Origin of the sequence: Qipengyuania pacifica, assembly GCF_019857205.1 — a bacterium.
GTDB classification, from domain to species: Bacteria; Pseudomonadota; Alphaproteobacteria; order Sphingomonadales; family Sphingomonadaceae; genus Qipengyuania; species Qipengyuania pacifica.
Genome location: NZ_JAHWXO010000001.1, coordinates 1 through 13,235 on the forward strand (window position 1 = coordinate 1; position 13,235 = coordinate 13,235).

Consider the following 13,235-nt stretch of genomic DNA (forward strand, 5'->3'; position numbering starts at 1 on the left):
ACGCGGGGACAGATCGATATCGAGAGCTTCGCGTTCTTTCACGGTAAGGTCGGCAAGGCGCCGGTCGAGCATGGCCTCGGCGGTCGAGACCAGCTGCACGACAATCGAATGGTCTTCGCCAAGCGCTACTTCCATCGCGGGGATCAGGCTCGGCAATTTCATCGAAAGCAGGAGCTGGGCAAAGAAACGCTGCTTGGTGCCTTCGAAAATCGACAGCGCCGCGGCCTTGGCATTGCGATTGAGCGTATCGCCGCTGTCCTCATCGACCACGCGGGTCGCTTCGAGCGCAGCTTCGAGGTTGCGGTGAATGATCGCCCAGGCATCGGCATAGGCATCGTAGATCCGTACCTGCGCTTCGGTCAGGCTGTGTTCGAGGATTTCGTACTCTACCCCGGCGAAGGACAGCGCGCGGGCGAGATAGAGGCCCTGGGCCTTGAGGTCACGGGCAACGAGCTCCATTGCCGCAACGCCGCCCGCGCGGATTTCGGTCATGAACGCCTCGTGGGTCGGGAAAGCGGTCTCGGGTCCCCACAGGCCAAGCCGGGAAGTGTAACCGAGGTTGGCGATTTCCGAGGCACCTGTGGCAGACGCGTAGAGTACGCGGGCGCGCGGGAGATGGTTCTGCAGCCGGAGGCCCACTATCCCCTGTTCGGAGCCCTTGACCTTGCTGCGGGTTGAAGAGCCGCCGAGCGCATTGGCCATGGCGTGGGCTTCGTCGAAAGCGATCACGCCATCGAAACCCTCGCCCGCCCAGGCAAGGATCTGGTCGAGCCGCGTATCCTCGGCGCGCCCCGAGCGCAGCGTCGGGTAGGTGACGAAGAGGATGCCTTCGGACATCGTGACAGGGTGTCCAAGTTTCCAGCGCGAGAGCGGCTGGACATCGAGCGGTAGCCCGCCAAGCGCTTCCCAGTCGCGGCGTGCATCTTCGAGCAGCGCCTCGTTCTTGGTGATCCAGACATGGCGGCGTTCGCCTGCGAGCCAGCGGTCCATGATGACCGCGGCGATCTGCCGTCCCTTGCCCGCTCCGGTTCCGTCGCCAAGGAAGAAGCCTTGGCGGTATTCGCGACCATCTTCGGACAGTTCCAGTGCGGTGCCTTCCTGGCTGACCTTGAACTCGCCCGGAAGATCGCGCTCAAATGCCTGGGCAGCGTAGACCAGTGTCTCGCATTGCGCTTCGGACAAGAGGCCATTGGCCTGCCAGCAAGCGGGAAGGCGCGGTGTGACGTCCGGCCGGGGTGCTGCGACCGAACCCATGGCGACCGATTCCACGAGCGGGGTGGGATGAACCGGCGCATCCTCGAACGCGATGCGGCTCGGGCGGTAAGGCAGGTAGATGCCTGCCTGTTCGGGCACAGGCGCAGGGTCGGCGAGGACCGAATAGGCAAGGTCGATCGCATTCGCCGTGGCTGCTGGTGTCGCGGCGAACGGCGCCACCGGCCGAACCGGCGCGCGATCCGCTGAGCTATTGCCAACGAGGCGCACTGGCTTGCCGAGCGGCAGGCGATGGATGTTGGCGGAGGTCTGTACGCGTGGCGGAAGCGCAGTGATAAGCTCGTGGAGCGAGATGAGGTCGGCAGTATCTCCGGTGATCGCAGGCGAGGACGCAGTCGGCGTCTTGTCGAACACAACCAGGCGAACGGCGATCCCCGTCCCTGTCCGGCGAAACATCTGCTGCAAGCGAACATCAAGGAGCAGCGACACTTCGTCCCGTGCCTTGGCGAAAGTGGAAGCATCGAAGCCGTCAGGCATGATGGCGACAATCCTCGCACCAGCGGCAGCGGCGCGGATTGCACTGCGAAGGTGGCGCTGCGCCGTCTCACCATCCTTGCCGCGTTCCTGGCTGCGAGCGAACGGCGGGTTCATCAGCACAACCGACGGGAGCGCGCCGCAATGCAGGTCAGCGATCAGTTCCCCGTCATGTGCAGTGATCGTGGCCGTGGGGAAGACGTGGACCAGACCGCCTCGTCTTGCCGGATCGATCTCGTTGAGGAAGAGCGAGGCGTTCTGGACGCTGCCCCGAAGAGCAAGGGCGCCATTGCCTGCGGACGGTTCGAGGAGCGTGTCTTGCGCGCAGACAGCTGCGGCCCCTGCCATCAGCCAGGCCAGCATTGGCGGGGTCGAGAACTGCTGGAGCTCGACCTGTGCTTCGCTGCGAACGTGCCGGGGCGGCAAGGCTGCTTCGAGCCAGTCGAAACGCGCTTCGGCTTCATGAACGTTGGTCGCCAGATCGATGCGCGAAGCTTCACGAAGCCAGAGCAGTGCGCCGATCTCGACCGCGTTGTTGTAATCATCGATGGTCCAGGCACTTCCCCAGTCCATGACGCCGGTCTCTTCGGCAAATAGGCCGGAAATGTCGGCACGGGTAAGATGACGTCTGGAAGCAAGAAGCTCGGCAATCCTGGCGCCGACTGCGTATGCCAGGGGCACTGACGACAGTTGCTCGCCGGGGGGAAACAGGTCTGATTGAAACATGGCAATTCGTCCTCCTGATGAAGGCATCGGGACACGCCCTCTGCCGGATCAGGAATTCGAGAAGCCCTCTCTCCTCTACCGCGCCGCTTTGCGGCGCAGCCATGATGTAAGTTCATCGTTCCAGTCGGTGTCGCGTGAGGATGGTTTGCGAACGTGGATCGTCCGTCCATCGCGGGCATAAGCGGCCAGGCCACGCGACGCAGCCAGCTCGCCGCCCGCATCGTGATCGACGAAAAGGTGAAGCTCGGTCACGCTCTCAGGCACGCTGACGAGACCGAAGCGCTCATTGCCCAGGGTCGCCCAGACGGGAATGCCGGTGAGAGCATAAGCCGACATCGCGCTCTCGACCCCCTCGGCAAGGCCGAGCTTGCCGGAGGCCGGAGCGAAGAGGCGGACAGCAGATTCACCGAGCGCGCCAAGCGCGCGTTTCGGCTTGTCGAAAGCGGCCTTGGTATTGCCCGAAAGGAACGTGCGATGGATGGCGATCGGCCCCTTGTCGAGGCTGACCGCCGCAATCATGGCCGGCAAAAAGCGGGCGCGTTCCTTCGGACCCAGCGGCGTTCTTGGATGGAAGCGAAGAGCCGGAGATGCGGCGAGGATGCCGCGGCTCTCCAGATAAGCCTTTGCCGGACTGGCACGCAGTGGCTGTGTATCGCGCCAGATCCTCAGCGCTGCCGCCGAGGGTTTGCGGGTGCTGGCCGGTACGGGTTCGTTGGTGGTCTCAGAACCTGAAAAAAGCGCCGGTGCCTCAAAACCTTCACGCGCCAGAGCAGCCAGTACGCTCTGCTGATCGCATCCCGCGAAACAGTGGAAGAGGATGGCCTTTTGGCCGAGCGTCACACCGAGTGACGGCGTGCGGTCATCATGCGCGGGGCAACAGGCCATGCCCTTTGTGCCGGACCATTTGCCCCCTCGCGATTCGCAGATGCGGCGGGCGGTTGCTTCTAAAGAGCTGTTCTGGGTCGAATATCGATTGGGGTATTGCACATCGCGATCCTTTCGGCTCACTCACGAAGGCCCTCCTCCCCTCCAGCCCTTCTGCATTGCGAGAACAGGTTTGAGGGGATTCACTTCTACACTGTGAAGCCCGTCTGTTTGAGCGTCGCTTCGCCATCGCCGCTCGGACGCGAAGTTACCCCTTTGTCACAGTGGCTTCTCACTAGCGCCATTGATTCCTTGCACAGGGGCGTTGAAGTATCTTCCTTCGATAAATCTGCTTCAAGCGAATGAGCGTAAAAACATGACATATCATTTCTATTTGCGGAATTTCGCATGATATGTCATATATCGAGCCATGCCCCGTTCGTCTCGTGCTGCTAGCGGACTACCGCCCCAGAGCCAACGTGCAGTCGCACGGCTGGGCAAGGATATCGCACTGGCGCGCCGCCGGAGAAAACTCCCTCAGCGTTTGATGGCCGAGCGCATGATCGTCTCGGTTCAAACGCTGCAACGCCTCGAAGCGGGAGATCCAACCGTAGGCCTCGCGGTTCTGGCGAGCGCCTTGCATGTCCTTGGGATGACCCAGCGCCTTGCTGAGTTGGTAACCCCAGACAGTGACCGCGCCGGAATCAGCGAGGATCTGTCCCGCCTGCCCCAAAAGACCCACGCTGTCAGCGACGATGATCTGGACTTCTAGCAAGCCGTGACGACCATCCGCACCTATGTCTTCGTGCATCTTGAGGAGGGGCCTGTTCCGGCAGGTCTTCTCACGATGACCGACGAACCGCGCAACCAGTTTGCTACCTTCGCCTACGGGCGGCGCTATCTTGAACGTGCCGATCGTATTCCGGTCGATCCTGTAGCTCTACCGTTGCACGAAGCTGGAACTTCTCGAACGTTCAGGACGGAAGAAGGCTTTGCCGTGTTCGGTGGCATTCGGGATGCTGCTCCCGATGGCTGGGGCCAATACCTGATGTACAAAGCGATGGGCGATCGCTTGCCGAGCGAAATCGATCTCATTCTGGCCTCGGGCGAACATCGTGTAGGGGCGATCGCCTTCGGGCCGACATCCGCGCAGCCGGAGAGAATTACGCCATGGGGGGGTGGCCCTGCTCCGGGCGAAGAGTTCACGCTCGTAGAGCTAGCGGAAGCCGCCGAACGCGCGCAGCATGTCGACAAACTCGACGAGAACTTGAGAGCCTTGCTGGCAGCCGGATCATCTCTGGGCGGCGCCCGGCCGAAGGCTGCTACAAAAATCGGCGACCAACCCTGGATCGCGAAATTCCAGAAGCGGGGAGACAGCTTTCCCGAATGCAGAGTCGAACTAGCGACAATGCGGCTTGCCAGCGAATGTGGTCTCGACGTTCCGCCACTCGACTTCCGCTGTGTCCTTGATCGCGACATCTATCTGATCGAGCGGTTCGATCGGATTCCTCACGGCAACTGGCTGGAACGCAGGCCCTTTGCTTCGGGGCTCACAATGCTCGGGGCGCATGAGAGCGAGGTCAGCAGCTTCAGCTATGCGGATCTCGCAGGAGCGATCCGGCAATTCGGAACCGAAGTGCGCCAGGATCTACACGAGCTATTTCGTCGAATGCTGCTCAATATCCTCGTCACGAATGATGATGATCACCTACGTAATCATGGCTTCCTGTTCGATGGTGAGGGTTGGCGGCTATCGCCGCTTTACGATGTAGTGCCGAAACCGCAGCTGGGACTGGAGCGACGGCTCGTCCTCGGCGTGGGGCCGGAAGGCCGCAATGCAACGATCGAAAATGCTCTCGCCGGTGCCGCGGTCTTCGACCTCGGCCATGATGACGCGAAAGCAATCGCCGAAAACATGAGCAGAACTGTAGCGACACGGTGGGAACAGCTATTCACAGAGGCTGGGATAAGCGCGGCTGACCGCAAGCGTTTCGCAACCTGCTTCCGATTGGCAGCGCCTGCATCATGATCGCAATCGCAGAAATCCGTTCATGGGGGCGCGTGCTTGCCAAATTTGACGTGGTGATTACCCGGTGATTGCTAGCCGAGATTATGGGCATCAAAAAATGCTAATTAATGATTATATTTCAGTGTATTATCATAGTATGACCACTAAGGTCTGGTACTTCAGGTTCAGGCGTAAATAACAGAAGGGGCCGCCCGGTCATCCCGAGCGGCCCCACTGTCTGCTCTGCGAGCCCGGCGTCAGAAGCGCAGGCCGACCCCGGCCACGACCTGATCGGTCGAGACATCGCCGATTTCGGTGCCGGCGATACCCTTGTAGTTGGACCGGCGATATTCGAGCCGTCCCTCCAGAGGTCCGGGCAACTGCACCTGGAGGCCGCCGCCGAACCGCAGACCGTCCGTATTGTCATCGAGGTCGGACAGAGATCCGCTCTGCGTGAACGAGCGGGTATCGAGAGAGGTATACCCGATCTTGCCGTAGGCCGCGATGCCCGGCGTTACTGCGAAACCGGCACGCGCACCGATATAGTACTGGCCGCCTGCATCCAGGCCTTCGCGTGCTGCACCGAAGCTGCCGGGAAACTCCGTGGTTCCACCGCTCTTGGACAATTCACCCTCGACACCCACGAACGCGCTGCCGAGCGACAGATCGTAACCGGCGGTAATGCCGTAAACTGCGGAATCCGCGTCGGCGGAAACGCTGCCATCGTCCGACTCCACATCCAGCCCTTCATAACCGGCGAGAGCGCCGACGTAAAAGCCGCCCGGTGCAACATTCTGGCCCTGCGCCATCGCCGGAGTGGCGACCATACCGGTTGCAATTACGAGCCCTGCGATTGTCTTTTTCATCACTATTCCTTTCGCGTGCGGTTTTCTGCACGGCGGGCCCCTGCCCACCCCCCGCTTGCGCATGGATGAACCGGCGGATGATGCGAGGTGCCCGGACGACGGATGACGGCATTGATCGACCAATGCCCATGCATGATCCACGGAACGCGTTGCCGCTTTCGGCGCTTTGAATGGAGCAGAGCAAGGAAATTCCAATGGCAGATAAATCGATCTTCATCCTCGGCGCTTCACGCGGCATCGGACTGGGACTGGTAAAGACATTCCTCGACCGAGGCTGGGACGTGGTTGCAAGCGAACGATCCGAGAGCGCCGATCTCCACGCACTGGAATGCGATGCACTACGCATTGTGACTGCCGACGTGACCGAGCCTGACAGTTATGTCGATCTCGGCTTCGAAGATGGTCAGCTCGATGCCCTGATCATCAATGCCGGAATTACCGGAGCGAGCCATCAGGATGCATCGAAGGCGACCGCTGATGAAGTGTCGCACGTGATGATGACCAATGCCTTTGGCCCGGCGCGCGCGGCGAAATCTCTGCTGCCTGCCATAAAGGATGGCGGCACGCTGGGCGTGATGTCCTCGTTGATGGGATCGATCAGCGACAGTTCGGGAGGCTATGAACTCTATCGCACCAGCAAGACGGCCCTGAACATGCTCGCCAAAGGCATTTCAGAACAAGATGCCAGCCCACGCGAAATCGAGGTTCTGGCGCTTCATCCAGGCTGGGTGCAGACCGACATGGGTGGGTCGAACGCCGCGCTGACCATCGAAGAAAGCGTGAACGGCCTTGCAGACGTTATCGAAAAATCCGGCGAGGGCGGGTTCAGGTTCGTCGATTACAGTGGGAAGGAGCTGGCGTTCTAGCCGAGGCACTCCCGCAAGGTTGTAATTAGAGCGGTCGCATCCTCGATCGTGTTGTACACGTGCGGCGTAACGCGGAGTGAGGATCCGCGTAGCGATACATGCACTTGGGCAGCGGCCAGCCTGTCGGTAAGCCCGTCCGGCACTTTGTCCGGGAATTCCAGCGCAAGGAAATGGGGGGCGCGAATACCGATGGGCGCAGCAGAGAGGCCGAGTTCGCCTGCAGCGCCAGCAATCGATTGCGTCGCCGCGCCTAGTGTTTCGGCGATCCTTGCGACACCGAATTCGAGCAGGAAATCGAGTGCGGCGCTTGCCCCCATGAGCAGGGGCGGGTTCGATTTTTCGCCAACGTCAAAACGCCGCGCGCCAGGCTGGAAATCATCACGGTAATCAACCAGCCTAGAGAAATCTTCCGATCCTGCGCGATTGATCCAATTATGTTCGATCGGATTTCCGCCATGATGTTTGGGCGCCACATACATCATGCCGATACCGTAAGGCCCCATGAGCCATTTGTAGCAGGCAGCGACGGCGAAGTCCGGCTGCACTGCGGCAAAATCTATCGGCATGGCGCCCAGCGACTGGGTCAGGTCCAGCACCAGAGCCGCGCCCATCTCGCGACACTTGGCGCCAACTGCGACCAGATCGACCACGCGGCCATCGGCCCAGTGGTTGTTCGGCAAGGCTACGATGGCGGTATCGGGGCCGATCGCGTCCATCACGGCTTCGGTCCAGCAGTCCTTCCGGGGTCTCCGAACCGCCACAATTTCCCCGCCGCGTTCCTGTGCCAGTTCGCGCCAGCCATAGACATTGGACGGGAACTGGTCGGCCAGAGTCACGATCTTCTGCCCGCGAGCCACGGGTAGATTCCTGGCCGCAACTGCAAGCGCGTAGCTGACGGACGGGACGATCGCGATACTGTCCGCCTCCACTCCGGCAAGCCGGGCCGCGCGACTGCGAAAATCTTCTGCCACCGAGAAGAAATCGGCCGGACGGAAATTCCACGGCTGTTCCTTCAACCGCGAACCTTGGACCATCGCATCGCTGACGCTGCGCGATAACGGCGCCATGTAGGCACAGTTCAAATAGTGCACGCCTTCGGGGATGGCGAACCGGTCGCGCTGCGATGCGATCATACGATCAGCCCAGCACTCCCGCGCTGGCAAGCACTGCCAGCGTCAGCACGTCGGGGGCGATAGCTGTCATCGGTGCGATCTGAACCGGCTTCTCCATACCGATCATCATCGGGCCGACGGTCGTTTCTCCGCCCAGTTCACGAAGCAGCTTGGCGGAGAGGTTGGCCGATTGGAGGCCCGGCATGATCAGTACATTGGCAGGCCCCGACAGGCGACTGAACGGATAGAGCGACATGACCTTCGGGTTGAGAGCGGCATCCGGCGCCATTTCACCTTCATATTCGAACGCGACCGACTCGTCCGCGTCGAGCAGGGCAACGGCTTCGCGGATATTGTTGAGCCACTGCCCCGAGGGATTGCCGAAAGTCGAATACGACATGAACGCAACCCGCGGTTCATGGCCCATACGTCGCGCCACGGCTGCCGTTTCACGGGCGATGTGCGCAAGTTGTTCGGCGGTCGGACGTTCATTTATTGTCGTGTCGGCAAGGAAGGTGGTGTGGTTCTTGCCGATCATCATGTGGATGCCGAACGGCACCGCGCCAGGCTTTTCATCCAGCACCCGGCCGATTTCACGCGCGGTCTGGCTGAAGGTACGCGTCAGGCCGGTGATCATCGCATCGCCATGTCCCAATGCCACCAGCAATGCGGCGAAGACGTTACGCTCTTGATTGACCATGCGCGCCACGTCGCGCTCGGTGTAGCCACGCCGCTGCAACCGCTTGTAGAGATATTCGACCATGCCCGGTACCTTGTCCGACACGGCGGAATTCTCGATGACCCAGTCGTCCGGGTCGTCGACGGCCAGTTCGACCAGCTTTTCGCGCACCTTCTCGGTCCGACCGACCAGAATCGGTTCACCATATCCGAATTCGCGGTACTGGATGGCGGCGCGCAGCGCGACATCCTCTTCCGCTTCGGCAAAAACCATCCGCTTCGGGTTGGCCTTGGCTTGCTCGTAAATATTGGTGAGTGCGGCAGTAGTCGGGTTCAAGCGTACCTTGAGCGCAAAGCGATAAGCGTCGAAGTCCTCGATCGGGGCCTGCGCAACACCGCTCTCCATCGCGGCCTTGGCAACCGCGCTGGATACGACTTCCATCAACCGCGGGTCGAACGGCGCCGGGATGATATATTCCTCACCGAACTGGTGACTGACGCCATATGCCGCGGCGACCTCGTCCGGAACGCGCTCACGCGCAAGTTCGGCGATGGCACGGGCCGCAGCGATCTTCATCTCTTCGTTGATCGCCGTGGCCTGAACATCCAGCGCACCGCGGAAAATGAAGGGGAAGCCAAGCACATTGTTGACCTGATTGGGGTAGTCGCTGCGCCCGGTGGCGATGATCGCATCAGGGCGCACGGCCTTGGCATCTTCCGGCATGATTTCCGGGATGGGATTGGCCATCGCGAAGATGATCGGCCTGTCGGCCATTTTCTCCACCCATTCCGGCTTCAGCGCCCCTGCACCGGACAGGCCAAGGAAGATGTCCGCACCTTCCAGCGCTTCTTCGAGATTGGTTGCCGATGTCTCCACCGCATGGGCGCTCTTCCACTGGTCGACATTGTCACGTCCCGGAGTGATCGGCCCGGCACGATCACAGACGATGACGTTTTCATGCCGGACCCCCATGGCCTTGATCAAAGCGGTACAGGCGAGCGCGCTGGCCCCTGCCCCGTTGACGACCATCTTGCAGTCTTTCATTTCCCGCCCGGTCAGGTGGCAGGCGTTGATCAGGCCCGCGGCAGCGATGATCGCGGTGCCGTGCTGGTCGTCATGCATGACAGGGATATTCATGCGTTCGCGCAACGCCTGCTCGATAATAAAGCATTCGGGCGCGGCGATGTCTTCGAGATTGATGCCGCCGAAGGTCGGTTCCATCAGGGCGACCGCCTCGATAAACTTGTCGGGATCTTCGGTATCGAGTTCGATGTCGATCGAATCCACGTCGGCAAAGCGTTTGAACAGCACCGCCTTGCCTTCCATCACCGGCTTCGAGGCCAACGCACCGAGATTGCCGAGGCCCAGGATCGCCGTGCCGTTCGAAATAACGGCAACAAGGTTCGAACGGGCCGTATAGCGAGCCGCATCCTTGGGATTGGCCGCAATCGCTTCCACCGGAGCCGCCACACCGGGCGAATAAGCGAGGCTGAGATCACGCTGGCTTGCCATGGGCTTGCTGGCGACGATCTCGATCTTACCCGGACGAATTGTCTCGTGGTAGAACAGAGCTTCGCGTGTGGTGAATGCGGATTTTTCGTCGGCCATCGGCGTTCCCTTGTCTTGCGCGGTGCTGCCCCTAACCGCTTGCGCCAAGAAGTCATAGGGGAAAGGCCGCATCGCCGACTCCCGAATCACGGCCACCCTCGCTAGGCCCGCCGCATGGCCGACACGCCCACCCCGATGATGCAGCAATACCTGGCCCTCAAGCAGGAAGCCGGAGACGCGCTCCTGTTCTACCGGATGGGCGATTTCTTCGAACTCTTCTTCGACGATGCACGAGTGGCATCGAGAGTGCTGGACATCGCATTGACCACGCGCGGCGAACACGGCGGCCAGCCGGTTCCGATGTGCGGCGTTCCGGTCCATTCCGCGGAAGGTTATCTTGCCCGGCTGATCAAGGGCGGCTGCCGTGTCGCCATTGCCGAGCAGACGGAGACGCCCGACGAAGCGAGGGAACGGGCGAAGCGCGAAGGATCGCCCGTATCGAAGGCGCTGGTCGCGCGCGATATCGTGCGTTTGGTAACCGCCGGTACATTGACCGAAGAAGCGCTGCTGGAACCGCGACGCGCCAATCTGCTGGTGGCGATCGCTCCGGTTCGTGATGGGGTAGGTCTGGCCTCCTGCGACATCTCTACCGGGCGGATGGAGTTGGAGGAATGTACGGCAGACGCGCTCGACGCGGCGCTGGCGCGGCTCGGCGCCAGCGAGGTCGTGGCTCCCGACGATTGGGACGAGGCATTCCCGGACATCATCGCCCGCCCCCGCGCGGACTTTCGCAGCGAAGCGGGTGAAGCCCGGCTCAAGGACATTCACAGTATCGCCACGCTCGATGGACTGGGCAGTTTTACCCGACCGATGCTGGCAGCAGCAGCGGGGCTCATTGCCTATCTCGATCATGCCGGGCGCGGGACGCTGCCGTTCCTGCTTCCACCAGTCGCGCGGGGGAGCGGTGCGCATCTGGCCATGGATGCCGCAACCCGCATGAGTCTCGAAATTCTGGAGGCGCAGGGCGGAGGTCGTGTCGGCAGCCTGATCGCCTGCGTCGATCGCTGTGCGACCGGGGCTGGAGCCCGGCAGATGGCGGAGGATCTTTCGGCGCCGCTGGCTGACCGCAACGCGATTGAACAGCGGCTGGCCGGTGTCCATTATTTTCACGCAGATCCCCTGCTGCGCGCCGACCTTCGCGCCATATTGCGGCAGGCGCCCGATATCGGTCGCGCACTCGGGCGGCTCGTCGCCGGGCGCGGCAGTCCGCGCGATCTTGGGCAGATCCGCGACGGACTTTCCGAAGCACGGCGCATAAGAGACATTCTGGAATCCGGCATCGACCTGCCGCCCCTGCTCGGCCAGATGATCCACGCACTGGGCGGCCACGCTGCTTTGGTCGATCACTTGGCGCGGGCGCTGGTGCCCTCGCCTCCGACGGAACGCGGCCAGGGCGGCTTCATCGCCAGCGGCTACGACCATTCTCTGGATGCATTGCGCGAAACCAGCGGCAATGCGCGCAAGGCCATCGCCGCTCTCGAAGCGAAATATCGCGAGGAAACGGACACGGCATCGCTCAAGGTCAAGCATAACAAGGTGCTTGGCTATTTCATCGAAGTCCCCGCAAAACACGGTGACAAGCTGATGGCGGCGGAAAGCGGATTTACCCATCGCCAGACCATGGCCGGTGCGGTCCGTTTCAACTCGCTCGGCCTCCACGAAGAAGCGACCCGCATCGCCGAAGCAGGCGCCCATGCGCTCGCGGCAGAAGATGGCCATTTCGAAGAACTGGTCGGCGAAGTGGTCGCCGCTCGCGAAGCTATCGCGGCTACCGCAGCGGCTCTGGCACGCATCGATGTCTGCTCCGCCCTGGCCGAACGCGCGGTCGAAGGCGATTGGGCACGGCCCGAAATGCTTGACGAGCCCTGCCTCGAAATTAACGGCGGACGGCATCCAGTGGTCGAACAGGCGCTGGCCAAGACGGGCGAACGCTTTGTGGCCAACGACTGCACACTGGGTCCGGACGACAGATTGTGGCTGATCGGCGGTCCGAACATGGGCGGTAAATCCACTTTCCTGCGCCAGAATGCGATCATCATGCTGCTGGCGCAGGCGGGTAGTTTCGTGCCAGCGGCATCGGCCCGGATTGGATTGGCCGACAGGCTGTTCAGCCGCGTCGGAGCGAGCGACAATCTTGCGCGGGGCCGGTCTACGTTCATGGTCGAAATGGTGGAAACGGCGGCTATCCTCAGTCAGGCGACGGAGAAGAGCTTCGTCATCCTCGACGAAGTGGGGCGCGGGACCAGCACTTACGACGGGATGGCCCTAGCCTGGGCGGTGGTAGAGGCGGTGCATGCGAACCTGCAGTGCCGCTGCCTGTTTGCGACACATTATCACGAGCTCAGCCGTCTTGCCGATACCTGCGATGCGCTGAGCTTGCATCATGTTCGCGCACGGGAATGGAAGGGCGACCTCGTCCTGCTTCACGAATTGGCCAAGGGGGCAGCCGACCGCAGCTATGGCCTTTCGGTGGCCAAGCTGGCCGGTGTCCCGCCGCCGGTCATCAAGCGCGCAAAGGCCGTGCTCGACAAGCTGGAAAAGGGGCGTGAAAAGACTGGTGGTCTTGTTGCGGGGCTTGGTGAATTACCTCTGTTTGCCGCCAGCGCGCAGGCGGAAGAAAAGGACCGCGACGCGCTGCGCGATGCGCTGCACGCGCTCGATATCGATGCGCTCTCGCCGCGCGACGCGCTGGATAAACTGTACGAGTTGAAAGCGGTAGCCGAGGAAACCAAGGCTTAACGGGTCTGGGCTATGTCGGCC

General features: G+C 61.7%; 9 protein-coding genes. 4 read left to right on the forward strand and 5 right to left on the reverse strand.

The features are described from left to right. Together KYK83_RS00005 and KYK83_RS00010 are read right to left on the reverse strand one after the other, a co-directional pair. The coding region (locus KYK83_RS00005; protein WP_222826768.1) for a strawberry notch family protein at nucleotides 1-2,472 on the reverse strand (2,472 nt) is incomplete at its 3' end. Between the two features lie 75 nt (nucleotides 2,473-2,547). After that, entirely contained in the window at nucleotides 2,548-3,459 is a 912-nt protein-coding gene (locus KYK83_RS00010) for a DUF7146 domain-containing protein (protein ID WP_346729408.1), read from the reverse strand. Between the two features lie 424 nt (nucleotides 3,460-3,883). Between KYK83_RS00010 and KYK83_RS00015 the strand changes: the two genes are divergently transcribed. Further along, a complete protein-coding gene (locus KYK83_RS00015; RefSeq protein ID WP_008601437.1) occupies nucleotides 3,884-4,108 on the forward strand; it encodes an XRE family transcriptional regulator in 225 nt (74 codons plus the stop codon). A 75-nt stretch (nucleotides 4,109-4,183) separates the two neighbouring features. Beyond that, complete coding sequence (locus KYK83_RS17500) at nucleotides 4,184-5,365, forward strand: type II toxin-antitoxin system HipA family toxin (RefSeq protein WP_234036549.1); 1,182 nt, start codon at nucleotides 4,184-4,186, stop codon at nucleotides 5,363-5,365. Between the two features lie 236 nt (nucleotides 5,366-5,601). Here KYK83_RS17500 and KYK83_RS00025 read toward each other — a convergent pair whose 3' ends face one another. Further along, nucleotides 5,602-6,210, reverse strand: coding sequence for an outer membrane protein (locus tag KYK83_RS00025; RefSeq protein WP_222826770.1), 609 nt, complete (start codon nucleotides 6,208-6,210; stop codon nucleotides 5,602-5,604). Between the two features lie 194 nt (nucleotides 6,211-6,404). On the opposite strand from KYK83_RS00025, the gene KYK83_RS00030 reads away from it, so the two are divergent. Then, nucleotides 6,405-7,076: an SDR family NAD(P)-dependent oxidoreductase gene (locus KYK83_RS00030; RefSeq protein WP_222826771.1), complete on the forward strand. Its 672-nt coding sequence runs from the start codon at nucleotides 6,405-6,407 to the stop codon at nucleotides 7,074-7,076. Here the strand turns inward: KYK83_RS00030 and KYK83_RS00035 are convergent. Together KYK83_RS00035 and KYK83_RS00040 are read right to left on the reverse strand one after the other, a co-directional pair. After that, entirely contained in the window at nucleotides 7,073-8,209 is a 1,137-nt protein-coding gene (locus KYK83_RS00035; protein WP_222826772.1) for an aminotransferase class V-fold PLP-dependent enzyme, read from the reverse strand. The two genes, KYK83_RS00030 and KYK83_RS00035, sit on opposite strands and share 4 nt — an antisense overlap. Before the next feature lie 4 nt (nucleotides 8,210-8,213). Continuing rightward, on the reverse strand, nucleotides 8,214-10,475 hold the full coding sequence (locus KYK83_RS00040; RefSeq protein WP_103023064.1) for an NADP-dependent malic enzyme: 2,262 nt from the start codon (nucleotides 10,473-10,475) through the stop codon (nucleotides 8,214-8,216). A gap of 114 nt (nucleotides 10,476-10,589) precedes the next feature. Between KYK83_RS00040 and mutS the strand changes: the two genes are divergently transcribed. Continuing rightward, complete coding sequence (gene mutS / locus KYK83_RS00045) at nucleotides 10,590-13,214, forward strand: DNA mismatch repair protein MutS (protein WP_222826773.1); 2,625 nt, start codon at nucleotides 10,590-10,592, stop codon at nucleotides 13,212-13,214. Nucleotides 13,215-13,235 lie beyond the last annotated feature (21 nt).

Excerpts from the sequence above, each read along its gene's own strand:
- KYK83_RS17500 (WP_234036549.1), top strand. The coding sequence starts at position 4,184 with ATGACCGACGAACCGCGCAACCAGTTTGCTACCTTCGCCTACGGGCGG.
- KYK83_RS00025 (WP_222826770.1), bottom strand. The coding sequence starts at position 6,210 with ATGAAAAAGACAATCGCAGGGCTCGTAATTGCAACCGGTATGGTCGCC.
- KYK83_RS00030 (WP_222826771.1), top strand. The coding sequence starts at position 6,405 with ATGGCAGATAAATCGATCTTCATCCTCGGCGCTTCACGCGGCATCGGA.
- KYK83_RS00015 (WP_008601437.1), top strand. The coding sequence starts at position 3,884 with ATGGCCGAGCGCATGATCGTCTCGGTTCAAACGCTGCAACGCCTCGAA.
- KYK83_RS00035 (WP_222826772.1), bottom strand. The coding sequence starts at position 8,209 with ATGATCGCATCGCAGCGCGACCGGTTCGCCATCCCCGAAGGCGTGCAC.
- mutS (WP_222826773.1), top strand. The coding sequence starts at position 10,590 with ATGGCCGACACGCCCACCCCGATGATGCAGCAATACCTGGCCCTCAAG.
- KYK83_RS00040 (WP_103023064.1), bottom strand. The coding sequence starts at position 10,475 with ATGGCCGACGAAAAATCCGCATTCACCACACGCGAAGCTCTGTTCTAC.